This is a genomic window from Micromonospora lupini (assembly GCF_026342015.1).
GTDB classification, from domain to species: domain Bacteria; phylum Actinomycetota; class Actinomycetes; order Mycobacteriales; family Micromonosporaceae; genus Micromonospora; species Micromonospora lupini_B.
Genome location: NZ_JAPENL010000002.1, coordinates 708,200 through 733,620 on the forward strand (window position 1 = coordinate 708,200; position 25,421 = coordinate 733,620).

The 25,421-nt window shown below is 70.3% G+C and carries 26 protein-coding genes and 2 pseudogenes; 16 read left to right on the forward strand and 12 right to left on the reverse strand.

Annotated features, from left to right (window positions below):
• Positions 1-62 precede the first annotated feature (62 nt).
• Positions 63-2,483, forward strand: coding sequence for a M28 family peptidase (locus OOJ91_RS18145; protein ID WP_439117075.1), 2,421 nt, complete (start codon positions 63-65; stop codon positions 2,481-2,483).
• A 98-nt stretch (positions 2,484-2,581) separates the two neighbouring features.
• On the opposite strand, the gene OOJ91_RS18150 is transcribed toward OOJ91_RS18145, so the two are convergent.
• Positions 2,582-3,070 carry a hypothetical protein gene (locus OOJ91_RS18150; protein ID WP_266246468.1) on the reverse strand — a complete coding sequence of 163 codons (489 nt, stop codon included), beginning with the start codon at positions 3,068-3,070 and terminating at the stop codon, positions 2,582-2,584.
• A gap of 283 nt (positions 3,071-3,353) precedes the next feature.
• On the opposite strand from OOJ91_RS18150, the gene OOJ91_RS18155 reads away from it, so the two are divergent.
• A complete protein-coding gene (locus tag OOJ91_RS18155) occupies positions 3,354-5,504 on the forward strand; it encodes a tetratricopeptide repeat protein (protein WP_266246469.1) in 2,151 nt (716 codons plus the stop codon).
• 4 nt (positions 5,505-5,508) lie between these two features.
• On the opposite strand, the gene OOJ91_RS18160 is transcribed toward OOJ91_RS18155, so the two are convergent.
• The gene (locus tag OOJ91_RS18160) at positions 5,509-6,450 is read right to left on the reverse strand and encodes a threonine/serine dehydratase (RefSeq protein WP_266246470.1); all 942 of its coding nucleotides are present in this window, start codon (positions 6,448-6,450) and stop codon (positions 5,509-5,511) included.
• Positions 6,451-6,466: 16 nt separating this feature from the next.
• Positions 6,467-7,267, reverse strand: coding sequence for a 2OG-Fe(II)-dependent halogenase WelO5 family protein (locus tag OOJ91_RS18165; RefSeq protein ID WP_266246471.1), 801 nt, complete (start codon positions 7,265-7,267; stop codon positions 6,467-6,469).
• A gap of 294 nt (positions 7,268-7,561) precedes the next feature.
• Between OOJ91_RS18165 and OOJ91_RS18170 the strand changes: the two genes are divergently transcribed.
• On the forward strand, positions 7,562-7,738 hold the full coding sequence (locus OOJ91_RS18170) for a hypothetical protein (RefSeq protein WP_007465502.1): 177 nt from the start codon (positions 7,562-7,564) through the stop codon (positions 7,736-7,738).
• 62 nt (positions 7,739-7,800) lie between these two features.
• Here OOJ91_RS18170 and OOJ91_RS18175 read toward each other — a convergent pair whose 3' ends face one another.
• Positions 7,801-8,415 (reverse strand): TetR/AcrR family transcriptional regulator, encoded by a 615-nt coding sequence (locus OOJ91_RS18175; protein WP_266249752.1) that lies wholly within the window; start codon positions 8,413-8,415, stop codon positions 7,801-7,803.
• A 66-nt stretch (positions 8,416-8,481) separates the two neighbouring features.
• On the opposite strand from OOJ91_RS18175, the gene OOJ91_RS18180 reads away from it, so the two are divergent.
• Positions 8,482-8,913 (forward strand): VOC family protein, encoded by a 432-nt coding sequence (locus OOJ91_RS18180; protein ID WP_266246472.1) that lies wholly within the window; start codon positions 8,482-8,484, stop codon positions 8,911-8,913.
• Positions 8,910-9,905, forward strand: a complete 996-nt coding sequence (locus tag OOJ91_RS18185; protein ID WP_266246474.1) for an aldo/keto reductase — start codon at positions 8,910-8,912, stop codon at positions 9,903-9,905. Before OOJ91_RS18180 ends, OOJ91_RS18185 begins: the two co-directional genes overlap by 4 nt.
• A 75-nt stretch (positions 9,906-9,980) precedes the next feature.
• On the opposite strand, the gene OOJ91_RS18190 is transcribed toward OOJ91_RS18185, so the two are convergent.
• On the reverse strand, positions 9,981-10,208 hold the full coding sequence (locus tag OOJ91_RS18190; RefSeq protein WP_266246476.1) for a hypothetical protein: 228 nt from the start codon (positions 10,206-10,208) through the stop codon (positions 9,981-9,983).
• A 187-nt stretch (positions 10,209-10,395) separates the two neighbouring features.
• On the opposite strand from OOJ91_RS18190, the gene OOJ91_RS18195 reads away from it, so the two are divergent.
• Positions 10,396-11,544: a helix-turn-helix domain-containing protein gene (locus OOJ91_RS18195; RefSeq protein WP_266246478.1), complete on the forward strand. Its 1,149-nt coding sequence runs from the start codon at positions 10,396-10,398 to the stop codon at positions 11,542-11,544.
• Between the two features lie 42 nt (positions 11,545-11,586).
• On the opposite strand, the gene OOJ91_RS18200 is transcribed toward OOJ91_RS18195, so the two are convergent.
• Positions 11,587-12,063, reverse strand: a complete 477-nt coding sequence (locus tag OOJ91_RS18200; RefSeq protein WP_266246480.1) for a DUF4279 domain-containing protein — start codon at positions 12,061-12,063, stop codon at positions 11,587-11,589.
• Positions 12,064-12,182: 119 nt separating this feature from the next.
• Here OOJ91_RS18200 and OOJ91_RS18205 point away from each other — a divergent pair, with 119 nt between their 5' ends.
• A complete protein-coding gene (locus tag OOJ91_RS18205) occupies positions 12,183-12,761 on the forward strand; it encodes an AAA family ATPase (protein ID WP_266246482.1) in 579 nt (192 codons plus the stop codon).
• Between the two features lie 5 nt (positions 12,762-12,766).
• Here the strand turns inward: OOJ91_RS18205 and OOJ91_RS18210 are convergent, their stop codons facing one another.
• Positions 12,767-13,549 carry a uridine kinase family protein gene (locus OOJ91_RS18210; RefSeq protein ID WP_266246485.1) on the reverse strand — a complete coding sequence of 261 codons (783 nt, stop codon included), beginning with the start codon at positions 13,547-13,549 and terminating at the stop codon, positions 12,767-12,769.
• Here OOJ91_RS18210 and OOJ91_RS18215 point away from each other — a divergent pair.
• Positions 13,493-13,984: an NUDIX domain-containing protein gene (locus OOJ91_RS18215; RefSeq protein ID WP_266246487.1), complete on the forward strand. Its 492-nt coding sequence runs from the start codon at positions 13,493-13,495 to the stop codon at positions 13,982-13,984. The two genes, OOJ91_RS18210 and OOJ91_RS18215, sit on opposite strands and share 57 nt — an antisense overlap.
• Before the next feature lie 277 nt (positions 13,985-14,261).
• Here OOJ91_RS18215 and OOJ91_RS18220 read toward each other — a convergent pair whose 3' ends face one another.
• Positions 14,262-14,606 (reverse strand): hypothetical protein, encoded by a 345-nt coding sequence (locus OOJ91_RS18220; protein WP_266246488.1) that lies wholly within the window; start codon positions 14,604-14,606, stop codon positions 14,262-14,264.
• Positions 14,607-15,096: 490 nt separating this feature from the next.
• On the opposite strand from OOJ91_RS18220, the pseudogene OOJ91_RS18225 reads away from it, so the two are divergent.
• From OOJ91_RS18225 to OOJ91_RS18235, 3 genes and pseudogenes are all read left to right on the forward strand, one after another.
• Positions 15,097-15,474, forward strand: a pseudogene (locus tag OOJ91_RS18225) (helix-turn-helix domain-containing protein); the annotation flags it as partial.
• 107 nt (positions 15,475-15,581) lie between these two features.
• Positions 15,582-16,037: a hypothetical protein gene (locus OOJ91_RS18230; RefSeq protein WP_266246490.1), complete on the forward strand. Its 456-nt coding sequence runs from the start codon at positions 15,582-15,584 to the stop codon at positions 16,035-16,037.
• 241 nt (positions 16,038-16,278) lie between these two features.
• On the forward strand, positions 16,279-16,668 hold the full coding sequence (locus tag OOJ91_RS18235; protein ID WP_266246493.1) for an Imm32 family immunity protein: 390 nt from the start codon (positions 16,279-16,281) through the stop codon (positions 16,666-16,668).
• A gap of 112 nt (positions 16,669-16,780) precedes the next feature.
• Here OOJ91_RS18235 and OOJ91_RS18240 read toward each other — a convergent pair whose 3' ends face one another.
• The 3 genes from OOJ91_RS18240 to OOJ91_RS18250 all read right to left on the reverse strand — a co-directional run bounded on the left by OOJ91_RS18240 (position 16,781) and on the right by OOJ91_RS18250 (position 18,385).
• Positions 16,781-17,035 carry a Smr/MutS family protein gene (locus OOJ91_RS18240; protein ID WP_007465523.1) on the reverse strand — a complete coding sequence of 85 codons (255 nt, stop codon included), beginning with the start codon at positions 17,033-17,035 and terminating at the stop codon, positions 16,781-16,783.
• A gap of 121 nt (positions 17,036-17,156) precedes the next feature.
• Positions 17,157-17,525, reverse strand: coding sequence for a tetratricopeptide repeat protein (locus tag OOJ91_RS18245; RefSeq protein ID WP_266246500.1), 369 nt, complete (start codon positions 17,523-17,525; stop codon positions 17,157-17,159).
• A gap of 89 nt (positions 17,526-17,614) precedes the next feature.
• Entirely contained in the window at positions 17,615-18,385 is a 771-nt protein-coding gene (locus tag OOJ91_RS18250; protein WP_007465527.1) for an ROK family protein, read from the reverse strand.
• 62 nt (positions 18,386-18,447) lie between these two features.
• Between OOJ91_RS18250 and OOJ91_RS18255 the strand changes: the two genes are divergently transcribed.
• The 3 genes and pseudogenes from OOJ91_RS18255 to OOJ91_RS18265 all read left to right on the forward strand — a co-directional run bounded on the left by OOJ91_RS18255 (position 18,448) and on the right by OOJ91_RS18265 (position 21,249).
• Entirely contained in the window at positions 18,448-20,085 is a 1,638-nt protein-coding gene (locus OOJ91_RS18255) for an ABC-F family ATP-binding cassette domain-containing protein (RefSeq protein ID WP_266246501.1), read from the forward strand.
• A 38-nt stretch (positions 20,086-20,123) separates the two neighbouring features.
• Positions 20,124-20,369 (forward strand): annotated as a pseudogene (locus OOJ91_RS18260) (hypothetical protein); the annotation flags it as partial.
• 154 nt (positions 20,370-20,523) lie between these two features.
• Entirely contained in the window at positions 20,524-21,249 is a 726-nt protein-coding gene (locus tag OOJ91_RS18265; RefSeq protein ID WP_266246503.1) for a methyltransferase domain-containing protein, read from the forward strand.
• A gap of 108 nt (positions 21,250-21,357) precedes the next feature.
• Here the strand turns inward: OOJ91_RS18265 and OOJ91_RS18270 are convergent, their stop codons facing one another.
• A complete protein-coding gene (locus OOJ91_RS18270; protein WP_266246504.1) occupies positions 21,358-22,365 on the reverse strand; it encodes a LacI family DNA-binding transcriptional regulator in 1,008 nt (335 codons plus the stop codon).
• A gap of 147 nt (positions 22,366-22,512) precedes the next feature.
• Here OOJ91_RS18270 and arfA point away from each other — a divergent pair, with 147 nt between their 5' ends.
• Both arfA and OOJ91_RS18280 read left to right on the forward strand, forming a co-directional pair.
• Positions 22,513-24,027, forward strand: coding sequence for an arabinosylfuranosidase ArfA (gene arfA, locus OOJ91_RS18275; protein ID WP_266246505.1), 1,515 nt, complete (start codon positions 22,513-22,515; stop codon positions 24,025-24,027).
• Positions 24,028-24,087: 60 nt separating this feature from the next.
• On the forward strand, positions 24,088-25,416 hold the full coding sequence (locus OOJ91_RS18280) for an ABC transporter substrate-binding protein (protein WP_266246507.1): 1,329 nt from the start codon (positions 24,088-24,090) through the stop codon (positions 25,414-25,416).
• The last annotated feature ends 5 nt before the right edge of the window (positions 25,417-25,421 follow it).

Consider the following 25,421-nt stretch of genomic DNA (forward strand, 5'->3'; position numbering starts at 1 on the left):
TCCCGGGGCGTCGGAGGGCAGGATGGTGCCACCCCAGGCCCCACCACCCCCGAGGAGTTCCCGTGGGCGCACCCCCCACCCCCGTCACGGCGGGCGTACCGCTCCGGCCGGGTCCGGGCGTACCCCCGGCCGACCGTGCGCTGACCCGACCACGCCGGCGGCTCCTGGCCGCCGCGGCGGCGCTTGTCGCGCTGGCGGCCGTCGGCGCCGGCAGTCTGCTCGACCTGCGCACCCCGACGCCGCGACCGGCGGACGCGCCGGCGGGCGATTTCAGCGCCACCCGGGCGTACGAGGACGTGCAGGTGATCGCGGCCCGGTCGCACGTCGCCGGTAGCCCGGCCAACGACCAGGTTCGCACGCACATCGAGCAGCAGATGCGCGGCCTGGGCCTGGAGACGGAGGTGCAGGACACCGTCGCGCCGGAGGCCGGCCAGCTCAGTGGGGCGGCCGGTGGGGCGACAGTGGCCCGCGTGCGCAACGTGGTGGCCCGACTGCCCGGCACCGACCCGACGGGGCGCGTGTTCCTGGTCGCGCACTACGACTCGGTGCAGACCGGGCCGGGCGGCAACGACGACGCGGCCGGCACCTCGGCCATCCTGGAGGTGGCCCGCGCGCTGAGCACCGGCCCGCGGCCCCGCAACGACATCGTCTTCGTGCTCACCGACGCCGAGGAGGCGTGCCTCTGCGGCGCCTCTGCATTCGCCGCGAGCCATCCGCTCGCCGCCGACGGCGGTGTGGTGCTCAACCTGGAGGCCCGCGGCTCCACCGGTCCGGTGATCATGTTCGAGACGTCGAAGAACAACGCGAAGCTGGTGGACGTCTTCGGCCGGGCCGCCCCGCACCCCGTGGGCACCTCGTTCGCGGTGGAGATCTACCGGGCGCTGCCCAACGACACCGACTTCACCGCCTTCCTGGACCAGAAGTTCGTCGGACTGAACTCGGCGTACATCGACGGTGGCGCGATCTACCACACGCCGCTGGACACTCCGGCGGCGATGGATCGCAGCAGCCTCCAGCAGCACGGGGACAACGCGCTGGGCCTGGCCCGGGAGTTCGGCCGCACCGACCTCACCGACCTGCGCTCCGGATACGACGCCACCTACTTCCCCGTCCCGGGCGGGCTGGTCCGCTACCCGGGCTGGCTCGTCCTACCACTGGCCCTGCTCGCGGTGCTCGCCGTCGCGGCGCTGGCCTGGCTGACCCGCCGCAGCGGCCGGGCCAGCACGGGACGGCTGGCGGCCGGATTCGGCCTCGCTCTCGTACCGATCGTTGTCGCGCCTGTCGCCGCCCAACTGCTCTGGCTGGCGATCACCGCGATCCGTCCGGGGTACGCGGAACTGCTCGACCCGTACCGGCCGATCTGGTACCGATTGGCCGTGCTGGCGCTCGCCACCACCATCCTGTTCACCTGGTACGCGCTTGTCCGCCGCCGGGTCGGCCCGGCCGCGCTCGCCGTGGGCGGGCTGGCCTGGCTGGCACTGCTCGGGGTGCTGCTCGCCGTGGCGGTGCCCGGCGGGGCGTACCTCACCACCCTGCCGGCCCTGGCCGGCGCCCTCGGCGGCCTCGTCGCGCTGCGGACGCGGCAGACCGGGCCGTGGCCGGTGGTGGCGGTGACGGCCGCCGCCGCGGTCGGCGTGGTGATCCTGCTGCCGACGGTGGTGCTGCTCTTCCCCGCGCTGGGCATGGCCATGGGTGGGGTGGCCGCGCTGGTCGCGGTGCTGCTCGGCCTGACCGCGCTGCCGGTGGTCGACCTGCTGCATCCGCAGGCCGGCGGGCAGCGCGGCCTGGTGGCGCTCCGGGCCCGACGACTCGCGGCGCTGCCGGCCGCGGCCGCTGCCCTGGCGGCGGTGGTACTCGCCGGGGTCGGGCTGGCCGTGGACCGCTTCGACGCCGCCCATCCCGCGCCCACCCACCTGATGTACGCCCTGGACGCCGGCACCGGGCAGGCCCGCTGGCTGAGCCACGAGACCGACCCGCAGCCCTGGACGGACGGTTATGTGGACGGAGTGGCAAGCGTCGCGGACGACTTCCCCGGGATCGGCGGCGACGATCTGCGCGCCGGCCCGGCGGAGGCAGCGAACCTTCCGGCGCCCAAGCTGGACGTGTTGACGGACAGCGGCTCCGGTGGCGAACGCACCCTGCGGCTGCGACTCACCCCGCAGCGGGCGGTGCGGACCGCCACCCTGCACGTCGACACGTCGACCGCCACGGTGCTGCGAGCCGAGGTGGCCGGCCGGTCGGTGCCTGTGGAGCCACGGACGGGCCGGTGGGGCTTCGGGCTGGTCTTCCACGCCCCGCCGCCGGAGGGAGTCGAGGTCACCCTGACGCTACGCCCGATCGGCGCACAGGTGGCGCTGCGGGCCATGGACGCCAGTGACGGGCTGGACGGGGTGCCCGGCTTCCGCCCCCGGCCGCCGGCCGTCGGCATCGTCGGGTCGCACACCTCCGAAATGTTGGCGGTTGCCCGCACCTATCAGATCTGACATGGCAATGGGTGGTCTGACGGAGTCGCATTTCCGTCAGACCACCCGCTCGGCGTGCGACAGGAAATGCGCCCCACACCGTTCCGGACGATATTCGATCAGCCCACCGGTTCGGGTTGACCCGAGCCGATACGTCGCCAGCGGTTTCCGTCGTGATCGGTGAACGTCAGTTCCACCAGAACGGTGTCGGCAGCGCGCAACCGGTGCTCCGCCGTGACGGTGACGAACAGGTCCGAACTTTCCCCGCCGCGTATCCGGCGGACCTGTTTCGCCGCGCCCAGTTCGGTGGGCGTACCGTCCGGATCGTCCGGTGGGACGAGGCGTGGCAGCACCGTCACGTCCAGCACCGGGGCGTCGCTCTCGTTGGCCACCGTCACCCGCAGCACCGAGTTTCCCCGCACCTCGGTCACCGACGAGACCAGCCGGGCCTGAGTGGCCCGGACCCGCAGCTCGTCTCTGCGGCGGGCACGGATCTCCCGCCGGAGCCCGAGGTAGACGACGAGCACGCTGGCGATGGAGCCGACCGCGCCGAACCAGTCCGGCACCGAGCCCCAGTCGACGAGATCGTGGTACGGCAACCAGTTCATGCGTCCATCGTGGAGGCACTGCGCGAGGAACGAGCACGGCGGATCGGCCCGAATCAACGTCGGAATGGAAATGTGGGCACCGATTCCGGTCAACCGGGCGGCCTAAAAGGAGAGTGTGCAAGCCAGCACGGCGGTGGATATCCTTGCGGTTGACGCGGTGCGGGCGATCATCCCTCCGAATGTCCACTCAGTGGACATGATCTTTCCGCCTCCCGCCGCGTCGCAATTTCGCCACCGAAGGGGGACCGCATTGACTGCGGACGTTCCACCCGAGGATGCCGGCGTGCCCCGGCCCGCGTACGACCGGCCGAGTCGTGTCTCGGTCGACCCACCACTCGGACGACTCGACAGCCCACTGCACGGGCGCGACGACCTGATCGACGAGATCATGCATCCGGCAGGCACCGGCGGGGAACAGCCCTCGGTGCACATCCTGTGCGGCATGGGCGGTTCCGGTAAGAGCCACGTGGCCCTGGAGATCGGCCGCCAGGCCCGGGCGGACGGCCGGACCGTCTGGTGGGTGCAGGCCGGCCGGCTCAACTCCGGGATGCGCGAGGTGGTCAGTCAGCTCGGCGCCTCGGAGAGTCAGGTCGACCAGGCGTGGGCCGGCATGATCAGCGCGACCGACCTGGTCTGGCGTTACCTCAACCAGGCCCAGCAACCCTGGCTGCTGATCTTCGACAGCGTCGACGAGCCCGGCACGCTGGGCCCCACCGACGGGGTGCTCGCCGACGGCACCGGCTGGCTGCGCAGGCCGGAGGCCGAGGACGGCATGGTCCTGGTGACCACCCGGGACGGCAACCGGGCGACGTGGGGCACCTGGTCGACCCTGCACCAGGTACGCCCGCTCGACGCCGACGCCGGCGCGCAGGTGCTCATCGACCGGGCCGGGGCGCAGGCCGGCGGCCTCGACGACGCCCGCGAGCTGGCCCGGGAGCTGGGCGGCCTGCCCCTGGCCCTGCGGGCGGCCGGCAACTACCTGCGGTCGGTCAACGCCAGCCCGGTCTGGCGCGGCTCGTCCACCATCACCACCTTCGCCGACTACCGCACGGCTGTGGAGCGGCGGTTCCGCTCGCCGCGCGACGCCGCCGACGTCGACCTCGACGAGTCGCTCGGCCTGGAGATCGTCCGCGAGGTCGACGACATCTCACTTGACCTGCTGGCCCGCCGCCAGCTCCAGCAGAGCCGACCGCTGCTCAACGTGCTGGCCTGCCTGAGCGTCTCCCCGGTGCCCTACGAGGTGGTGCTCAAGCCGGCCATCCTGGCCGGATCGCCGCTGTTCGAGGGGATGACCTCGCGGCAGCGCGTGAAGGTGCTGGAGGGCATCGGCGACCTCGCCCTCGTCGACTTCGACGTCCGGGAGGACGTCGCCGACCCGGCGTTCGCGCACGTGCTGTCGCTGCACCCGCTGGTGCACGCGATGTTCCGCGACCGCGACGAGGTCCGTGAGCAGATCGCCGACTACCACGGCGTGGTCATGAAGCTGCTGCTCGCCGCCACCGAGGGGCAGAGCCCCGACGACTCCGCGGTCTGGGCCAACTGGGACGTGCTGGTGCCGCACCTCGTCGAGGCGGTGCGCGAATACCTGGTGCCGCAGAGGCAGAAACACGACCCCGAGACCGTGCTCCGGGCGCTGGAACTGACCCGGCTCACCGCCCGCTACCTCATCGCGGTCGGTCTGCCGGGCTCGGCGTTCGACATCCTGGATCCCATCGTGCGGGGCTGCGCCGCGTACGACCATGACCTGGACCGGCCCCAGGTGTTGGCGCTGCGCCACGAGCTGGGCCGCACCTACCTGGAGCGCAACCAGCCGGAGATGGCCGACCGGGTGCTCCGCGACGTCATCGCCGACCGCACCCGCGTGCTGGGCAGCGACGACCCCGACACCCTCGCGAGCCGCCACAAGCTCACCAAGGCGATCATGGCGCAACGCCAGTGGCCGGAGGCCGAGCTGGAGCTGCGGCAGATCGTCGCTGCGGAGGACCAGGTCCGCGGGCACGAGCACTGGGACACGATGATCGTGCGGCACAGCCTCGCGCTGGCCGTCCTCGCCCAGCACCGGGCCCCCGAGGCCGAGGAGATGCTGCACGCGATCCTTGAGGTCCGCTACCGGTTGTGGCCGCTCAACCAACCCGAGACCTGGCAGGCCCGGCACACGCTGGCCCGGTGCATGCAGGAGCAGAACCGCCTCGCCGAGGCGGAGGAGGAACTGCGGGCCACGCTCGCCACCGTGGAGCCCCGGCACGCCGACCGCAGCGAGGTGCTCACCATCCGGGCGACCCTCGCCGTGGTGCTGCTGCTCGACGGGCAGGTCGATGCGGCAGTCGAGGTGTACGAGCGCCTGCTGGCCGACCGTCGGCGGCTGCTCGGGGACACCCACCTGGACACCCTCCAGGTGGAGCACGCGCTGCGTCGCCTGCGCGAGGGCGACTGACCCGTCAGTGCGGCGCCGCCGGGCCCAGGTCGCTCGGGTCGGTGTTGCCACCGCAGACGATCAGCGCCACCCGCTCCCCCGCCTGTGGCACGTACGCGCCGCCGACCAGGGCGGCCAACGCGGCCGCGCCGCCCAGCTCGGCGGCGACCCGCAGCTCCGACCAGAGCAGCCGCCGCGCCCGCACCAGGTCCTCGTCGCGCACCAGCACCGAGACCACGCCGGTACGACGGGCGGTGTCGAAGGCGATGTCACCGATCCGGCGGGCGCCCAGCGAGTCCGTGGCGATGCCGCCCACCTCGATGTCGACAGGTCGGCCGGCCTTCAGGGCGGCGTGCAGGGTGGGGATCTGCTCCGGCTCGACGCCGACGACGCGTACCGACCCGTCGAACCAGCTCGCGATGCCCGACACCAACCCACCGCCGCCGACCGCCACCAGCACGGTGTCGATCCCGTCGAGCTGGCCCTCCAACTCCCGACCCACGGTGCCCTGCCCGGCCACCACCTCCGGCTGGTCGTACGCGTGCACCACGAGCGCCCCGGTCTCGCCGGCCCGCTGGGTGCTGGCAGCCAGCGCCTCGGCGTAGTGCTGGCCCACCTGCCGCACCTGCGCGCCCAGCCCGGCCAGGCGCTGCACCTTCACCGGCGATGCGGTGACCGGCACGAAGACCTCCGCCGGCACGCCCAGCGACCGGGCCGCGTACGCGACCGCGAGGCCGTGGTTGCCTCCCGACGCGGCGATCACCCCCGCCGACGGCAGCGCGCCCTGGAGCATCCGGTTGAACGCGCCGCGCGGCTTGAACGAGCCGGTGTGCTGGTGCAGCTCCAGCTTGAGGCTGAGCAGTCCGGGCACCCCGAGGTCGGCGCCGTCGACGGTGATGACAGGCGTCTGACGGACCCGCCCCTCGACCAGCGCCGCAGCCGCCTCGACGTCGTTTCTGTCCACCATGGGGAAACGCCCTTCACTACGACCAGAGAGCCAGTCGACCGTCGTCGGTGAGCCCGACGAAACATCCTATGGAGATTCGCCGGCCATCAGTCGCGGGACGCACCGTGTGATAGTGCCGCGGGTCAAACAGAAATCCCTCTCCCAGCGCGGGGCGCAACGTCAGGGACTGCGTGCCGTCGGCCACCGACTCGTGATAGCCGTACCCGCCGGGAACCCGCAGGTCCTCGTCGTTCGGCTGCCACCGGCGACGCCACAGCACCGTCTCACCCCCGACGGGCGGCACCCGGACGTAGATGTTGAACGCCAACTGGGCCACCACCTCGGCGTCGAGCAGCCGGCCCGCGTACTCCCTGACCGCGTCGTCGAAGTGCACCTGAAGCCCGGCGTTGATCTCGCGGACGATGCCGACGTGCATCTCCCGCCCCTGCCGCCGCCCGGGCGCCACCTCCGGCCAGGCCGACCGGAACGCGGCCAGGCACAGCTCACGCGGCGCGTCCGGCAGACCCAGGGTGGACCAGCCCTTCTCGGCGACACGCGCGGCCTCCCAGTAGTCGTCGCGCAGGTCACCGCCGTCCCGGTGATCGTTGATGGACGGGCCGAACTTGGCGACCACGGGAAAGACCCGACTCTCGTCGTACCGGTCCATCTCCGCGTCGGCGAGCGCGGCGGTGATCGCATGGCAGCGGGCGGCGGGCAGCAGCCCCGGCACCCGGACGGCGGCGATCCGTCCCGCCACGAGCCCGGCGATGTGCGCCCGGGTGATCGCCGCCGATTCGACGGCCACGAACAACGGATCGGTTCTGCTCGGTTGTCGCACGGCGGTCCTCCCGTATCGAAGATCCCTCACCGGACACGTCGCGCCCCCCGATCCGCGCACCGTGCAATGTAGCGACCCCCGGCAAACCCGCACGTCACCATTGACCGCAGCCCATGTCGTGAACACTTTCCGCAGTCCAACGGCGGGGTGGCGGATGCGCCGTTACCATCGGCCCCACCAGGGGTACGTCACACAGAGCCGTACGGCGGGCGGATTCCACCGATCGGGGAATGGTGACGGCTCCCGGCCCGGTGCATGATGCGAGTAGTTCGAATGCGGACGAGGAGTTCGATTATGGCTGGCGCCGGCCCGACCGATCTTGACGCGTACGTCGATCGCCTGGAGATGGCACGTCGAATAGCCCGGGAAATGATCGAGTCCGACCACCTCTCGCTGGAGCTTGCCGTACGCCAGCGCCCGCAGTGCTGGTCCCGTCGACCGGCCGGCCACGGCGCCCGCTCAGACGCGTAGGCCCACCGACCCGACCGGCCACTCAGGCTTCGCAACCCTTGTGGTGCGGGTCGGGGTGGGCGTCAGTCGTAAAGGGCCGACACCCACAGATGGGTCAACGTGTCGACCAGCCGATTCCGATCATCGAACGGCGGCACCCCGCACGCGGCCAGGTAGTAGAGCCGTTCGCCGGCCCACGTCAGCGATGCGGCGAGCGCATGCACGTCGACGCCGTCGAGCCGGGCCTTGACGGCGGGCTTGGCCTGCCGCTCGGCCTCGATCCGGGTGACCGCGGCGTCGGTGAACGTCGCCATCTGGGTCAGCCACAGCTCGCGTAGCTGCGGGTCGGACGCCCAGCTCTCCACGATGGCGCGCAACACCGCCGCGTTGGACAGCCACAGCTCGGCGCCCGCGTCGACACCCGCCCGCAGGGCCTCGTGCGGGCTGGACCTGCCCTGCACCCACGGCTGCGCGGCCTCGTGGCCGGCGCCGACCGCGCGACGCACCAGCTCGGCCAACGCCGCCTGCCTGCCCGCGAAATAGAAGTAGAAGCTCGCCCGAGAGACCCCGGCGGCCGCGATGATCTCGGCAACGCTGAGCGTGTCGAAGGTGCGCTCACGCAGCAGTTCGTGCAGTGCGTCGAGGATGCGTTCGCGCAGCTCGACATCGTTTCGCGGAGGTTCGTCACGTCGGGCCATCACGGCTCACAGCCTACCGTACGTACCATCTGGACGGCGTGACCAGACAGGATGTATGGTCGATGCATGACACAGATCGCTGTCCATCTCGTGGTGAACGATCCCGACGCCGCGGCCATCTGGTACACGGAGGTGCTCGGCGCTCGGGAGATCAGTCGCGTTCCGCGGCCTGACGGCCGCCCGCTCACCGTGGAGCTGCGGGTGGGTGACACCGTGCTCGCCGTGGCGGGCGAATGGCCGGACCGTGGTCTGCGCACGCCGACGGCCCTGGGCGGCAGCCCGGCCGCCTTCCAGCTGCCGGTATCCGACGTCGACGCCGCCTATGACCGCGCGATCGCCGCCGGGGCCACCGCGTTCGAGCCGCCGCACGACGCGTTCTGGGGCGACCGCACCGCACAGTTCCTCGACCCGTCCGGGCACCGCTGGGCCATCAACCGGCACCTGCGCGACGTCCCCGCCGACGAGATGGCCGAGCACGTGGCGGCGATGTTCGCATGAGGCACACGACTTTCGGGCGCACCGGCCTGCGGGTGTCCGAGCTGGTGCTCGGTGCCATGACGTTCGGTGAGCAGGGGGGCGTCGGCGCGCCGATCGAGGAGTGCAAGCGCATCCTCGACGCCTACGCCGAGGCCGGCGGGAATGCCATCGACACCGCCATCAACTACCGCGGCGGCGCCAGCGAGGAGATCCTCGGCGAGCTACTGGTCGGCCGGCGCGACAGGTTCGTCGTGGCCACGAAGTACACGGTGACCCGGGACCCGGCTGACCCCAATGGCGGCGGCAACCACCGCAAGAATCTCAGGCTGTCGCTGGAAACCAGCCTGCGCCGGCTGCGCACCGACCACATCGACATCTACTGGGTGCACATCTGGGACCGGCACACACCGATCGACGAAACCATGCGGGCGCTCGACGACGCAGTCACCGCCGGAAAGGTTCTCTACATCGGCGTCTCGGACACACCGGCCTGGGTCGTCTCCCGCGCGAACACGCTGGCCGAGTGGCGCGGCTGGACTGCGTTCGCCGGCCTCCAGGTGCCCTACAGCCTGATCAACCGCGACGCCGAGCGGGAGTTGATACCGATGGCCGAGGCGTACGGCCTGGCGGTGACGGCCTGGAGCCCGCTCGGCGGCGGTGTGCTGTCCGGTAAGTACGGCACCGCTGCGCCGGGCGAAAGGACGCGCCTGAACCGGGACGCGATCAGCGACCGGGACCTCGGTGTGGCCCGGGTCGTACAGGACGTGGCTGGCGAACTGGGCGTCACCCCTGCTCAGGTCGCTCTCGCGTGGACCCGCCGACGCGACGGCGTGCTGCCGATCATCGGCGCGCGGACCCTCGACCAACTGCGGGACAACCTGGGCTGCACAGCGGTCACGCTGCCGCCAGAACTGGTGACGCGCCTGGAAGCGGCAACCGACTTCGACCTCGGCTTCCCGGCTGACTTCATCGCCCAGACCACGCCCTGGGTTCTCGGCGCCGCCGCACTCTGACCCTCGGCGGATGCCGGGGCGGTCATCTGCTGGACGGCGACGGCGGCGCTCGTCTTCGCAGGTGGATGACGCCCGTCAGCGCGTCCACGCCACGAACCGCTCGTACAACTCGGCCGGCGCCACCTCGGGCAACTCCGCGACGACGACGAAGAGCAGCCCACCGACGTACATGGAAAGGCCGATGCGGTCCCGCCCGTACGCCTCGGCAAGGCGCACCCGCGCGGGATGGCACGGCCAGGGCGTGTCCGGCGCACACATCTGACAGTGCCACTGCGGCCGGCGTGGCAGGTGCTCCCCGTTCATCCGGAAATCCCGAGCTTGAACCGCTCCCGAACCTCCACCACGCCTCCCACCGTCACTGCGCGTGCTCGTCCGATACACCGTGCGGCGGTACGCTCACATCGGTCGACGGGTTGCGCGTTGCCAACCCGCACCGGCAACCCGGCAACCCCGGCGGGAGGCGCGAGAGATGCCAACGTTCGGTGCCCGAATGCGGACAGCGCGGGAGGCGCGCGGGCTCAGCCTGGCCGCTCTCGCCGAGCTGCTGCCCGCCGACAAGGGGCACCTCTCCCGACTTGAAAACGGCCGCCGCCGACCCGGCGAGGATCTGGCCCGCCGGATCGACGACGTCCTCGCCGCTCGCGGGGAGCTGATCGCCTGCGCCGCCCTGGATGTCGCCGCCGCCACCGACACCCGGCCGTCGGAGACCGTCGACCTGCTGCATCGCATGCATGCCAGCGACACCGCCCCCGCCACCATCGAGACGTTGCAGGCGACCGTGACCGAGCTGTGCTGCCAGTACGGGTGGCGCGACGCCTGGGATCTGCGTGCCGAAGGTCAGGGTTGGCTGCGTGAGGTCGCCCGGCTGCTCCAGCGACCCACCGGGCTACGGCAGCACCGCGAACTGCTTGTGTGCGCGGGCTGGCTGGCACTGCTGATCGGCTGTGTCGAGTACGACCTCGGCATGCGCGCCAGCGCCGAGGCCACCCGCACTGCCGCCCGCCAGCTCGGTGACGAAGCCGGTCACGCTGGCATCACCGGATGGGCGTGGGAGATGACGGCCTGGTTCGCACTCACCCAGTCCCGGCACGAGGCGGCGCTGACCGCCGCTCGATCTGGCCAGGAGGCCGCAGGTCGGCAGCGGGTGGGGGTGCAACTGATCGCGCAGGAAGCCAAGGCGCTGGCACGCCTCGGCGACCTCCAGGGCGCGCGGACGGCGCTCGATCGAGGTCGGCGGCTACTCGACGACCTCGGTACGCCGGACCGGCCCGACAACCACTTCGAGGTCGATCCCGGCAAATGGCTGTTCTACGCGATGGACGCCTACCGCCTCGCCGAACACGACACTCTCGCCGAGCACTACGCCCACGAGGTTCTGCGTCTCGGCACCGGCTCGGACGGCATCGAGCGGTCACCCATGCGGATGGCCGAAGCCCGACTCACTCTCGCCGCCACCGCCCTGCGCGCTGGCGAGCTGGATCGGGCCGTCGAACAGGGAGCGGTGGCGTTCGCCGCTACGCGCCGATCCCTGCCCTCGCTGCTGCTCGTCGCCGGTGAGGTTGACGTCGAACTTCACAGGCGCTATCCCCAGGAACAGGCCACCGCCGACTTCCGGGACGCGCTGAACGCGATTCGGTAGCAAGTACGGGCATGCCCGCCATGATCACCAAGATCGGGTTCTTCATCCGTAGAGGTACTCGTCCACGTCCAGTTCCGCCCGCGTGCGCCGGAGGAATTCCAGCACCCGGGCGTCCAGGTGCCAGCCCAGCAACTGGTGCTGCCCCGGGAGCTTCTGCATCCCGTCGACGGGGCCGGCCAGGTCTTCCTCCTCGCCGTCCGGGTGCTCGAACACTCGCACGACCTGCAGGACGCTGGCACCGGACGCCTCATCAACGCGGTCCAGTTCGGCGGCGAGTTCCCCGATCCGCCCGGCGTGGGTGAACAGCCGATCCACGATCTGCGCGATCTGCTCGTCCACGCCAAGTCCGGGCTTCCGGCACGCGATCTTCCACCGATGAGTGGCGGGCCGAGCCGGGTCGACCTGGCGACTGCCACGAACGACCACCTCGTCGGGCTCGATGCCCAACCGGGCGGTGATCTCGGCCGCTGGCACCCGAACCGAGGACAGCGCGAAGTACGCGTACTGGGAGACGAGCATGGCGGGCACTGTACCCACGAGGACATCGCCAGCGGCCGAAGAAGCAGGTCAGGCCTCACGCCGTGCTCCCGGCGTCCAGCTACCCAGGCCGCCGACCAGGTCGAACTAGCCTCATCGTCATGCCGCACCTGGACGCCGCCGATCCCCTGCCGCGCCGTCCCCGACGCGTCCTCGTCGCCGGGACCTCGGGCGCCGGAAAGACGACCCTCGCCTCCCGCATCGCCACGTCGTTGCAGGCGCCGCACGTCGAGATCGACGGCCTCTTCCACGGACCGTCGTGGACCAGACGTCCGTCCTTCGAAGACGACGTACGCCTCTTCAGCGCAGGCCCCTCCTGGGTGACCGAGTGGCAGTACGGGGTGGTCCGCGACCACCTCGCCGACCTCGCCGACCTGGTGGTGTGGCTGGATCTGCCGAAGATCACCGTCATGCGCCAGGTCGTCCGGCGGACCGTCGTACGCCGCCTTCGACGCCAACGGCTCTGGAACGGCAACGTCGAACCGCCACTCTGGACCCTGCTCACCGACCCCGAGCACATCGTCCGCTGGGCGTGGAACACGCATCCTCGGACGGCCACGCGTATCGAGGCCCTGGCGGTCCGACGTCCGGACCTTCCCGTGGTCCGCCTCCGCAGTCACACCGCCGCCGATCGCTGGCTAGCGGGCCCGCTGAAGCAGGCTCAAGGCACTATGGAGTAAGCGCGCTAAAGGCTGGTCGGTGAGGCCACGACCAGTTCGGTGTCCGGGTCGTGGTCGATCCGCGACGGGCCGGCGACGATCAGGGTGGCTCGGGACCACGGTCGTTCGCGCAGCATGAAGGGCAGTTCCTCCCGGAGCCAGTTCGTCACGTGCTCCTGCTGCTCGGGAGAGTCGCCGTCACGAGCGACCAGCAACCGCTCCTGCTCATCAAGATCGCCCTGTAGATACACCGAGGCGTCCAACCACGGGCCAAGTTCGTCCCGGATGATGCCCGTACCCTCGACCCAGACGAAATCGGCGCCGGCAGGAACGGTGATCGACCCGGCTCGGTCGTGGCTGATCCAGGCATCGGGACGGAAGTCGACCGACTCCCCTCGGTGCAGGGGTTGCAGGATGTTCTCGGCGAGCACGATCCCCCAGTCGAAACAGGCGTGGTTCCAGGCGACGTCGTCGGTGTGCACGACGGCGGAGTTGGGCTCCGCCTTGCGCAGCCTCTCCGCCAGGGTCGTCTTACCTGCACCACCGCGGCCGTCGATCGCGATCACCCGCGGGCGCCCGGTGACACCTGGTGATGCGTCGCGTAGCTGCCGGACGGCGTCGGAAACCGTCACCACTCGCCAGCCAACGGCTTCGGTCTCACCGGGATGTAGGCGCATCGACGGTTCGTACCCCCAGCGCCTGTCGATGATTCCCCGCCGCCGTTTGTCCCACCCCCGTGTTCTACTCCCGTCATGCATGTCGTTGTCGCAGGCGCGCTCGTCGACAACGACGCGGTCCTGCTGGCGCATCGCAGGCCGACGAAACGGGCGTTCCCCGATGTCTGGGATCTGCCCGGCGGGCAGGTCGAAGCCGGTGAGTCGGAACTACAAGCCCTCGCGCGTGAGATGCACGAAGAACTCGGTGTGCACATTGTGGCGGCATCCGCTTCCCGGCTGGGCGTCCTGCATGCCGGCATTGGTGGGGTCGCCCTGCACGTGGGCGTCTGGCAGGTCGCAGAGTGGATCGGCTCTCCGACCAACCGTGCACCTGACGAGCACGACGACATCGCCTGGGTCGGGATCAGCGAGCTGGGCGGTCTTCACCTCCCGCATGGCGTCCTGGCGGCGATGGTGCGTTCCCTGCCCGAGTTTGAGTGGGCCCGTGGGAACTCAGTTGGCACCGACTGCGAACGGGACGACCGAGACGCCAAGGCCGACTGCCGCGCGTGTGCGGAGACGGATTGATCGATCTCAGCGAGAGGCGTGGTCGATCGAACGCGCGTTACCGTGTCCCGTGATCGTATGGCTCAACGGCACCCACGGCGTGGGCAAGACGACTACCAGCGCGCTCGTGCAGCAGCTGCTGCCGGATTCACGGGTGTTCGACGCCGAGAAGGTCGGCGAGACACCTCAAGATGGACGCACTCGATGTTCCCGACCACATCGCCGCGCCAATGACGGAGCTTCGAGCGCCTCGGTGACACGGCTCCATCTCGATGCGCCCATGGATTTAGTCACTCAGCTAGATCGCGCCGTCCTCCACCTTGCTAAGCATCACGTCGACGTCACCGGATCGGATCATCTCTCCCAGGGCCGCCACCATCGCCTCGACACCGGGCCTTGGAACGATGACCAAGTCGGAGCACCAGAAGTACCGACCGCCACCAGCCTCCCCGGTCCCAGCCCACCTTTGCAGGACGCGACCGATCTCATCCGTCGTCATGAACGTGGCGTAACGATGGGTGCCGTCAGCAAGGTAAAGGTGCGCATCGATGTTGTCGGCAGTCGCAGGTTCATCGCCCTGGCCGGGCACGAAGCGGACACGAGCGCCCTCGACCATGCGGTCCCATTCCGCCGTCTGACTCACGGGAAGCATCATCGCAGCTTCGGACGCTCAGCTTGGGAATCGGGTTGATCGTCACTTTCGGTAGACCAACGACCACCATCGCACGGGTCGACAACTACAGAGCGTCAGTCTTGCGGCGCTGCTCTCGGTGGTGTTGACCGACCCGCCGCCGCGACCCGCCGCGCGGACCCGGCGTGCCCTTCGCTGCGCCGCGCCGCTCGGGGCGCGGCCCGACCGGCTGCCGGCCCACGAACACCAACAACCCTCGGCCCCACCGTCTGCGGCGGCCCCGGGCTCACCGCTTCCCGCGCCAGCCGCCGGGCGTCCTGCGTGGCCGGAGTCGGAGCGCCAGCGGAGCGACGGACGCGCGCCCAGGCGGCGGCGCTTGCGGCCCGTCTCGGGCCGCCTTGAAGACGTACAGAAACTTTGCACAACACCGCCGGCAGTCCGATGTCCGGTCTCGGGACCTGCGTGACACATCGGTATCAGGACCTGCGTGACACTCCGCCGAGTGTTGGTGGAGATGAGCGTGATGGAACAGCGGTATCGAGCCGTCCAGGACGTGTTTGCCGGATCCACGGTCACGGACGTCGCCGAACGATTCGGGGTCTCCCGTCAGGCGGTGCATCGCTGGCTGGCCTGGTATGAGCAGGAGGGTCTGGAAGGGCTGGCCGATCGGTCCAGCCGGCCACGTTCCTCGCCTGGGCAGACCCTGCCGGAGGTGGAGGCGCTGATCTGTGAGCTGCGCCGGAATCATCCTCGCTGGGGTGCCCGTCGCCTGGTCTTCGAACTAGGCCGCCGGGACTGCCCGGGGCCGGTTCCGTCGCGGATCACGGTGCATCGGGTGCTTATCCGACTCCGCAAACCCGAACCCTCACGCACGGGCCGCACCCCGCAGCACCAGGGTGAGGCTTGACGCCTCGGCGGTGCCATTCCTAGCTTTGTCGCTCATGAGCTGGAGCAAGAAGACTGGCAGATCACATGGATAGCATCAGGTTGACGAAGGCGCTCGGCTACACCGTCGGCGACCTGCTCCTGATCTCAGCCGAAGCGTTCGACGCGCGGGTCGTCAGGACCACGCCCCAGCGCCTGCTCATCGACTGGCCATGGTGGGAGGCCGACCCCGAGTCGAACAACTCATGGGACGGCACCGTGGGTTTTCCTCGTGACCCTGATGCTCACGGCTGGCACAACACACCCTGGCGACTGGAGCCCGACCCCTCCGAACTTCAAACCGGTGACCCCTGCTTCGTGGGCATCCCACCGACGGAGGTGCGGGTGACCTCCATCGAGAGGTTCGATCCTCCCGCCGACTTCGGATTCCTACCCCGGCCGGACTACGTGCTTGGGGTGGTTCCTGTCGACACGACCGACGATGACGAAGCGGGCTACGCGCTCTACCTCAACAGTCAAGAGCCAATCCACATCGAAGTCCTTGCAAACCCCAACTAGCCAGGGCATGCACAAGCGCTGCCCTGAACGGAAGATCGTCTAGCCGGACGTGTCACCCATGTCCCGAGACTGATCTGTCACGCAGGTCCTGAGACCCGACACCGCCGGCAGTCCGGCCTGTCCCGTCACGGGAGATGCTTGACGCTCGCGTCCCACCTGATGCCCGACATGATCCTCAAGGCGCTCGCGGAGGCCTTCACGGTGGGCGACGGTAGGGGCCGCGGTGAGGAACAATGCGCCGATGGACGATCACCGACGCTGTCGTCTCTTCGTCAGCGACGACGAGCTGGAGCTTGCCGGTCCGCCGGCTGCGCTCCGCGCCCTCAGCCGGCTGCTACGCCATCATGCTGAGCCCTTTGAGGTGGCGGTCACCGACGGGGCCGTCAGTCAAGAGGCGACTGCAGGCCCGCTGCTCGTCAGTCTGAAAGGCGGGACCAGGCTGCATTTCTCCGGCGGGCGTGAGTATCTCGAGATCATCTGGGACGCGCTCGATGGTGTGGCTGAGCAAGCCGAGACCGCCGATGACCGGACCGTCCACCGGCATCAGCACATCGAGTATTTTCCTGGTGACGACTACCGCTCGCCGGACTCAGTCCCATTGGTCATCGTGTCCGACTGGCCAGAAGCGTAGGTGCACGACTGGCGTGCGGTGGCACTGACCGTAACCAGGGCCACGCGGAGCATGATCATGGTTCTACGGCCCTGGCAGCGGCCTGCTACGCAGGTCAGAGGCTATGCCGCCGCTACTTCCAGCGGAAGTGGACGAAGAGGCGGCCGAAGTTCTTCGAGTCCTTCTCCACGCGGTGGTAGAGCTGCTTGACGTCCTTCTGGTCGAGGAAGCGCAGCACCCGCTTCTTGAGCTGACCCGACCCCTTGCCCGGGATGATCTCCACGAGGGTGGCCTTCTTCGCCACCGCCTCGTCCATGATCCCGCGCAGCGCGCGGTCGATGTCCTGCCCCTTGTTGAAGATCTCGTGCAGGTCCAGCTTGAGCTTCATGCCGCAGCCCCCGGCCGGTCAGGTCCCATGTCCGCCATCCTAGGCACGCCCGTCGGCTCCCCCACAGGACGACGAAGGGGCGGCCCGTAGGACCGCCCCTCGCTCGTCACCGGGTTCGCGCTCAGCGAGTGCCGCCCACGCGAGTCTCCACCCGCTGTAGCGCGATCCGGTAGTCGTCGTTGGCCGGGTACATCGCCGCGGCGATCCGCAGGTGCCGCAGCGCGTCGGTGTGCCGGTTCAGCCGCTCAAGCGTCCGGCCCAGCACGTGGTGCGCGTAGTGGTCGCTCGGGTCCCGGTCGACCAACTCCCGTAGCTGCTCCTCGGCCCGGTTGAGCTGGGCCGACTGGAAGTACGCCCGGGCGAGCAGCTGCCGGACGGCCGCGTTGCCGGGTTCGGCGTCCACGATCGGCTCCAGCAGTCGGGCCGCTCCGCTCGGGTCACCGGTCTCGAAGAACATGGTCGCCCGCCGGTAGTCCGCCAGAAGATCCATCTGCCCACCTCCTCGGGTCGCGCCGTCACCTGTTCCGACGCTGGCACAACACTCGGCGTTTGGCGACTGTTCCCCGGGTCGAAATCGGGTCAGGTGCGGGCGTCGCGACGGCCGGCGGCCAGCTCCCAGGCGCGGACGCCGCCGACGATCCCAGCCGTGTTCGGCACCACCACCACATCGTCGCCCATCCGGGCCAGCTGCTCCGGCCGGATCAGCCGGGAGTTGCCCCCGCCCAGGTAGAGCCGGTCCCACCGGAACACCGGGCGCAGCCCGTCCACCACCTGCCGGATCCGCCGGGACCAGAAGGCGTCGCCGAGCCGCCGACGCTCCGGCTCGCCCACGTACGTGTCGTAGGTGGTGCCCCAGCGCACCGGCGCGTGCGACAGCTCCAGGTGCGGTGCGAGCACCCCGCCGTCGAAGAGGGCACTGCCCAGCCCCGTCCCCAGGGTCAACACCAGCTCGCAGCCGGTACCGGCGACCACACCCGCACCGTGCACCTCGGCGTCGTTGAGCACCAGCGCCGGCACACCGAACGCGTCGGCCAGCGCGCCCCGCGCGTCCCAGCCGGACCACTCGGCCTGTAGGTCCGGGTCGACGCGGGAGCGGGGCCCGCTGCGGGTGACGTAGTGCGGGGTGGCCACCACCACCCCGTGCCGGATCATGCCGGGCACGCCGACCGTCAACCTGTCCGCCGTGGGCAGCCGCCCACCCAGCTCCCGCAGGGTCCGAACGAACAGGGCGGGAGGCAGCGGGTACGGGGTCGGCACCCGCAGCGGCCGGGCCCGCATCGTGCCGGCCTCGTCGAGGACCGACGCCTTGATGCCGCCGCCACCGCAGTCGATCGCCAGAGTGGTCACCACGCCGTTGAGTCTGCCCGCTGCCGTCGGCTCTTATGCGAGCAGCCGGATAGGCTGCCGTCCTGATGAGCGCCACGATGATCGTCAAGGACCTGGCCGCCGGGCACGGGGACCGCCCACTCTTCTCCGGGCTGGACCTGGTCGTCGCCCCGGGCGACGTGGTCGGCCTGGTCGGGCCGAACGGGGCCGGCAAGTCGACGCTGCTGCGTACCCTCGCCGGGTTGTTGCCGGTCGAGGCCGGCAACGTGCGACTCAGCCCGCCCACCGCGAGCGTCGGGCACCTGCCGCAGGAGCCGGAACGGCGGCCGGGCGAGACGGTACGCGACTTCCTGGCCCGCCGGACCGGGGTGACAGCCGCGCAGGCGGCCCTGGACGCGGCGACCGAGGCGCTGACCGCCGGGACGGCAGGCGCGGACGACGCCTACGCCGACGCGTTGGAGCGCTGGCTCGCCCTCGGCGGCGCGGACCTGGACGAGCGCGCCGAGCAGGTGAGCGCGGACCTGGGCCTCGCGGTCGACCTGGACCACCCGACGACCGGGCTCTCCGGCGGCCAGGCCGCCCGCGCCGGGCTCGCGTCGCTGCTGCTCAGCCGGTACGACGTGTTCCTGCTCGACGAGCCGACAAACGACCTGGACCTGGCCGGCCTGGAGCGGCTGGAGGAGTTCGTCACCGGGTTGCGGGCCGGCACGGTGCTGGTCAGCCACGACCGGGAGTTCCTCACCCGCACGGTGACCAGAGTGGTGGAGCTGGACCTGGCGCAGCAGCAGGTGCACCACTACGGCGGCGGCTACGCGGCCTACCTGGAGGAGCGCGAGGTCGCGCGGCGGCACGCCCGCGCGGACTTCGAGGAGTACGCCGACACCAAGGCCGGCCTGGAGGCGCGGGCCCGCACCCAGCGCGGCTGGATGGAGAAGGGCGTGAAGAACGCCCGCCGCAAGGCCACCGACAACGACAAGATCGGCCGCAAGTTCCGCAGCGAGTCGAGCGAGAAGCAGGCCGCCAAGGCCAAGCAGACGGAACGGCTTATCGAACGGCTCGACGTGGTCGAGGAGCCCCGCAAGGAGTGGGAGCTGCGGATGGAGATCGCCGCCGCGCCCCGCGCCGGCGCCGTCGTGGCCACGCTGCGCTCCGCCGTGGTACGCCGGGGAGGGTTCACCCTCGGGCCGGTCGACCTTCAGATCGACTGGGCGGACCGGGTCGCGGTGACCGGGGCGAACGGCTCGGGCAAGTCCACCCTGCTGGCCGCGCTGCTCGGGCGGCTGCCACTTGACGAGGGCACCGCCTCGCTCGGGCCGGGCGTGGTGGTCGGCGAGGTCGACCAGGCCCGGGGACTGTTCCTCGGCGACGTACCGCTGATCGACGCGTTCCACGCGGCCGTACCGCACCTGTCTCCGGCGGACGCGCGGACCCTGCTGGCCAAGTTCGGCCTGCGGGCGGCGCACGTGCCGCGACCGGCGGCCACCCTGTCCCCCGGTGAGCGGACCCGGGCGGCGCTGGCGCTGCTCCAGGGCCGCGGGGTCAACCTGCTGGTGCTCGACGAGCCCACCAACCACCTGGACCTGCCCGCCATCGAGCAGCTCGAATCGGCGCTGGCCAGCTACCCCGGCACGCTGCTGCTGGTCACCCACGACCGGCGGATGCTGGCCGCCATCGAGACGAACCGTCGACTGCGGGTGGACGCCGGGCGGATCGCCGAGGATTGATCCGTGCCCGCGGGCCGGCGCGGGGTGAGAATGACGCCATGCTCAAGTGGGAGTACGCCCTGCTGGTCCGCCGCCGCCAGGCGGCTACCAACGACCTCGGCTGGGAGGTCGTCTTCGTCTGGTACGGCCCGGACGGCTCGATGGTCGACGTGACGCCCTACGGCGACACCTCGCTGGCCCACCTGAACCGGGCCGGTGACCAGGGCTGGGAGTTGGTCGCGATGAGCGAGGACCCTTCGCTGCCCGGCAACCACGAACTGCACCGCTACCACCTCAAGCGGCCGAAAACCGCCGCTCCCCCGCCCCGGCAGCGCATGCGCGGCGGAGGCCGACCGGGCCGCCGTACCCTCTCGGGCTGATCCCGTTTCGCTCCCTGAGCGGGGCCGAGCGGGCATACCGGGCGCGAATGCGGGTAACGCGCGGCGGGAGGTGGCCCGAATGGTCGCTTTGGCACAGACTCCGCCCTCGGCCGACCGGCTGCGGTTGATCGACGAATCCCTCGCGCAGGCGTGGGCGGACCAGATCCGGCACGACGATCGGCTGCGCGGTCTGGCGGTCGAGGTGCGCTTCGACCGGGGGGTCGCCCATCTCAGCGGCGAGGTGGCCGAGCCCGGAGAACTCCGGCTGGTACGCGACCTGGTGGGACGGCTGGCCGGCGTCTACGGCGTCTGGTGCCGGGTCGGGGTCGGCGGGCGCAAGCCCGTGGTGGTGGACCTCGGCTGCGGGCCGACCAAGCAGTGGTCGGGCAACCTGGGTTTGGACATCTACCCCGCGCCGGGAGTGGACGCGGTGGCGGATCTCTCCGGCTCGCTGCCGCTCGCCGACAACTCGGTGGACGTCCTGTTCGCGGTGCACATCCTGGAGCACCTGATCGACTTTCTGCCCCTGGTGGACGAGTGTCACCGGGTGCTGCGCCCGGACGGCGTACTCCACGTCATGAGCCCCTGGTGGGGGCATGTCAACGCGGTGGCCGACCCGACCCACGTCCGGTTGATGGACGTGCAGACGTTCAAGGGGATCTGTCAGCTCCGCCCTCCGGGCACCCCGCGGTGGTTCCCACTGCACGCCGGTTGCGACGGCGCCTCCATCTTCGCCGACCTGACCCCCCTCCCCCCGGAAGCGGACCCCGCACCCCCCACCCACCTGGCCCGCTTCTTCGACTAACCCCACCCACCACCCACCCCACCCCACCCACCTGTTCCCGGTGATCAAGAGGTTTGCGTCAAGGTGAGCGGCATTTCTGACGCAAACCTCTTGATCACCGGGGCATGGTTAGGCGGTTTGGGTTGATTCGCGTAGTTCCAGGTGGTGGGGGGCCTTGAGTTCTTTGGCGGGGGCGGAGCGGTCGCCGTCCAGGCGGTTGGCGAGGAGTTCCACCGCCAGCCTCGCGATCTGCTCCTTGTCCGGGGCGACAGTGCTCAGGGTCGGGATCGAGAACCGGCCGTCCTCGATGTCGTCGAATCCGACCACCGCCACGTCCTCGGGCACCCGCAGGCCGGCCTCGTGCAGGGCGCGCAGAGCACCCAGGGCGAGCGTGTCGTTGAAGCAGAAGACGGCGTCGGGGCGTACCCCCGTGGTGAGCAGGCCGCGCATCGCGGCCGCGCCGTCGGCGCGGTGCCAGGCCGGCGCGGGCGCCACGAGGGTTTCGTCGTAGGCCAGACCGGCGGCGCTCAGCGCCTCGGCGTAGCCGGCCAGGCGCAGGCGGGCGCTCGCGCCCTCGTCGGTGCGCTGCGAGCCGATGGCCGCGATCCGGCGGTGGCCGAGCTTGATCAGGTGATCGGTGATCTCGCGGGCCGCGGTCACGTTGTCGATCACCACGCGGTCGGCCGGGCCGTGGTCGACCCGCTCGCCGAGCAGCACCATCGGGGTGCCGTCCAAGCCGGCCAGGTCCTCGGCGGTGAGTGCCAGCGGGCTGAAGATGAGCCCGTCGATCAGGTGGTCGGTGATGCCGGAGGCGACCACTCGTTCCTGCTCGCGACGGCCGCCGGTCTGGTCGATGAGCACCGTCCAGCCGTAGTCGGCGGCGGCGGTGACCACGTAGCGGGCGAGTTCGGCGAAGTACGGGATGTCCAGTTCCGGCACCGCCAGGGCGATCACCCCGGTACGCCCCTTGCGCAGGTGACGGGCGGAGAGGTTGGGCCGGTAGTTCAGCTCGGCGATGGCCTCCTCGACCCGGGCCCGGGTGTCCGGACGTACGTGCACGTACCCGTTCACCACGTTCGAGACGGTCTTCACCGAGACGCCCGCCCGCTCGGCCACGTCCTTGAGCCTGTGTCGCACGCCGCAACCTCCCCGATGTAACCCCGCGCACCATACCTCGTCATCAGCTCTTTACAACGTTGCCTACAACGTTGTACAAACGAGGACACCGGGTGGGCGGTGACTGCGGTCACCCGGTTCCCAGCACCGAGGAAAGGTGGCATCCCCTTGCGGACCGCGCAGCTGACGATCGACCCGGCCTTCTCGATCGGGCCGGCCGACCGACGTCTCTTCGGCTCGTTCGTCGAGCACATGGGTCGGTGCGTCTACGGCGGCGTCTACGAGCCCGGCCACCCCAACGCCGACTCCCGCGGCCTGCGCCGCGACGTGCTGGACCTGACCCGCGAGCTGGGCGTCTCGGTGGTCCGCTACCCGGGCGGCAACTTCGTCTCCGGCTACCGCTGGGAGGACGGCGTCGGCCCGGTCGGTGACCGGCCGCGCCGGCTCGACCTGGCGTGGAAGACGATCGAGACAAACGCGTTCGGGCTGGACGAGTTCATGACCTGGGCCGCCGAGGCCGGTGTCGAGCCGATGATGGCGGTCAACCTCGGCACCCGAGGTGTCCAGGAGGCGCTCGACCTGCTGGAGTACGCGAACCACCCGGGCGGGACCGCGCTGTCCGACCTGCGACGCAAGCACGGCGCGGAAGACCCGTACGGCGTCCAGCTGTGGTGCCTGGGCAACGAGATGGACGGCCCGTGGCAGGTAGGCCACAAGACCGCCGACGAGTACGGCCGGCTGGCCGCCGAGGCGGCCCGCGCGATGAAGATGATCGACCCCTCGATCAGCCTGGTCGCCTGCGGCAGCTCCAACCGGCGGATGCCCACGTTCGCCGCGTGGGAGGCGACAGTGCTGGAGCACACCTACGAGCACGTCGACTACATCTCGGCACACACCTACTACGACCCGTCCGACGGCGACCAGGCCAGCATCCTGGCCTCGGCCGTGGACATGGACAACTTCATCACCGAGGTCGTGGCGACCGCCGACCACGTGGCCGCCAAGCAGCGGCAGAAGCGCAAGCTGAAGATCTCGTTCGACGAGTGGAACGTCTGGTACGAGTCCCGCCTACAGGCCGACCTGGACCGGCGTGGCTGGGTCGAGGCGCCCGCGCTCATCGAGGACGACTTCACGGCTGTGGACGCGGTGGTGGTCGGCGACCTGCTGATCACCCTGCTCCGGCACGCCGACCGGGTCGGGGTCGCCGCCCAGGCCCAGTTGGCAAACGTGATCGCGCCGATCCGCACCCGCAACGGCGGCCCCGCCTGGCGGCAGAGCATCTTCCACCCGTTCGCGCTCACCGCCAGGTACGCCCGGGGCACTGTGCTGCGCACCGAGCCGGTGTCGCCGCGCTACGACACGAAGAAGTACGGGGACGTGCCGGTGCTCGACACGGTCGCCGTGCACGACGAGGAGACCGGCGAGCTGACCGTCTTCGCGACGAACCGTGACACGACGGACCTCGCACTGGACATCGACCTGCGCGGCCTGCCAGGACTGTCCGGTTACTCGTTCCAGAGCATCGCTGCCGGGTCCGACCCGTCGGCGACGAACACCGAGGCCGAGCCCGACCGGGTGACGCCTCGGGAACTGCCCACCCCCACCCCCGACGGCGGCCGGTGCACAGTGCGCCTGCCCGCCGTGTCGTGGAGCGTGCTGCGCTTCGGCCCGACCGGCGTCTGATGTCGTACCGGTTCTGAGCAGGCACAATTCATCCCGTCCCCCTCCAAGGAGAGATAAAGCATGATCCAGAACGACATGAGCCGGCGGCGCCTGCTCGGCCTCGGTCTCGGAATCGGTGCCGCGGCCTCGCTGACCCTCGCCGGCTGCGGCGGTGGCGACAGCACCTCCGGGCCGGCCGCCGGCAACGGCGGCAAGGAGTACACCGGCCCGAAGGTCGACCTGAAGCTGTGGAACGGGTTCACCGGCGGCGACGGCGACATCTTCAAGGCGCTTGTCAACCAGTTCAACACCGAGCACAAGAACATCGCGGTGTCGGTGGCCACGTACCAGTGGGAGGACTACTACAACAAGCTCCCCGGTGCGGCCTCCAGCGGCAACGGCCCGGACATCGCGGTCATGCACATGGACCAGCTCGCCACCTTCGCCGCCCGCGGCGTGATCACCGAGCTGGACGACGTGGCCAAGAACCTGGAGCTCTCCGAGGGTGACTTCGCGCCGACCGTCTGGAAGGGCGGGATCTACAACAACAAGCGGTACGGCATCCCGCTGGACATGCACCCGCTGGGCTTCTACTACAACAAGACCGTCATGCAGAAGGCCGGCCTCGACCCGAACAAGCCGCCGACGACGAAGGACGAGTACACGTCGGCCCTGGTCGAGCTGAAGAAGGCCGGTGTGCAGGGCTTCTGGGTCAGCCCGTTCCAGTTCACCGGCGGCATGACGTTCTACTCCCTGCTCAACCAGTGGGGCGCCACCCTCTTCGACGCCGAGGTGGCCAAGGCGACGTTCAACTCCGACCCGGCAGTCGAGGCGTGCACCTGGCTTGTCGACATGATCAAGCAGGGCTACTCGCCGGCAAACGTCGGCCAGGACGCCGACTACCTCTCGTTCAAGAGCGGCAAGAACGCCTTCACCTGGAACGGCATCTGGCAGATCAACGACCTCAAGAAGAGCCCCGAGGTCAAGTGGGGCGTCGCTCCGCTCCCCCAGATCGGCAGCAAGCCCTCGGCCTGGGCCAACTCGCACAACTTCACGATCGTGAAGCAGCGGGCCAACGACGCCAACAAGGTCTCCGGGGCGAAGGTCTTCATCAACTGGCTGAGCCAGCACTCGCTGGACTGGGCCAAGGGCGGGCAGATCCCGGCCCGCAAGGAGGTCCGTGAGGGCGCCGAGTTCAAGGCGCTGCCGGAGATCTCGTCGCTCGCCCCCGAGCTGGAGTACGCGGCCTTCCCGCCGGCGGCACCGGGTCTGGGCGAGGTCATGACGACCTTCTACAACTCGTTCAACGAGGCCGCGCTGGGCAAGAAGTCGCCCAAGCAGGCGCTCGACGACGGGGTGTCCAAGGCCAACAAGCAGCTCGAGGACAACCGCAAGAAGTACGGGAGCTGATAACC

Bases quoted from the DNA above. Each gene is read 5' to 3' on its own strand.
- OOJ91_RS18150 (WP_266246468.1), bottom strand. From the start codon at position 3,070: ATGAACTGGTTGCCGTACCACGATCTCGTCGACTGGGGCTCGGTGCCG.
- OOJ91_RS18180 (WP_266246472.1), top strand. From the start codon at position 8,482: ATGACACAGATCGCTGTCCATCTCGTGGTGAACGATCCCGACGCCGCG.
- OOJ91_RS18235 (WP_266246493.1), top strand. From the start codon at position 16,279: ATGGACGATCACCGACGCTGTCGTCTCTTCGTCAGCGACGACGAGCTG.
- OOJ91_RS18190 (WP_266246476.1), bottom strand. From the start codon at position 10,208: ATGAACGGGGAGCACCTGCCACGCCGGCCGCAGTGGCACTGTCAGATG.
- OOJ91_RS18215 (WP_266246487.1), top strand. From the start codon at position 13,493: ATGCATGTCGTTGTCGCAGGCGCGCTCGTCGACAACGACGCGGTCCTG.
- OOJ91_RS18245 (WP_266246500.1), bottom strand. From the start codon at position 17,525: ATGGATCTTCTGGCGGACTACCGGCGGGCGACCATGTTCTTCGAGACC.
- OOJ91_RS18240 (WP_007465523.1), bottom strand. From the start codon at position 17,035: ATGAAGCTCAAGCTGGACCTGCACGAGATCTTCAACAAGGGGCAGGAC.
- OOJ91_RS18200 (WP_266246480.1), bottom strand. From the start codon at position 12,063: ATGCTCGTCTCCCAGTACGCGTACTTCGCGCTGTCCTCGGTTCGGGTG.
- OOJ91_RS18255 (WP_266246501.1), top strand. From the start codon at position 18,448: ATGAGCGCCACGATGATCGTCAAGGACCTGGCCGCCGGGCACGGGGAC.
- OOJ91_RS18210 (WP_266246485.1), bottom strand. From the start codon at position 13,549: ATGCGCCAGCAGGACCGCGTCGTTGTCGACGAGCGCGCCTGCGACAAC.
- OOJ91_RS18280 (WP_266246507.1), top strand. From the start codon at position 24,088: ATGATCCAGAACGACATGAGCCGGCGGCGCCTGCTCGGCCTCGGTCTC.
- OOJ91_RS18195 (WP_266246478.1), top strand. From the start codon at position 10,396: ATGCGGACAGCGCGGGAGGCGCGCGGGCTCAGCCTGGCCGCTCTCGCC.
- OOJ91_RS18205 (WP_266246482.1), top strand. From the start codon at position 12,183: ATGCCGCACCTGGACGCCGCCGATCCCCTGCCGCGCCGTCCCCGACGC.
- OOJ91_RS18175 (WP_266249752.1), bottom strand. From the start codon at position 8,415: ATGGCCCGACGTGACGAACCTCCGCGAAACGATGTCGAGCTGCGCGAA.
- OOJ91_RS18185 (WP_266246474.1), top strand. From the start codon at position 8,910: ATGAGGCACACGACTTTCGGGCGCACCGGCCTGCGGGTGTCCGAGCTG.
- OOJ91_RS18170 (WP_007465502.1), top strand. From the start codon at position 7,562: ATGGCTGGCGCCGGCCCGACCGATCTTGACGCGTACGTCGATCGCCTG.
- OOJ91_RS18160 (WP_266246470.1), bottom strand. From the start codon at position 6,450: ATGGTGGACAGAAACGACGTCGAGGCGGCTGCGGCGCTGGTCGAGGGG.
- OOJ91_RS18265 (WP_266246503.1), top strand. From the start codon at position 20,524: ATGGTCGCTTTGGCACAGACTCCGCCCTCGGCCGACCGGCTGCGGTTG.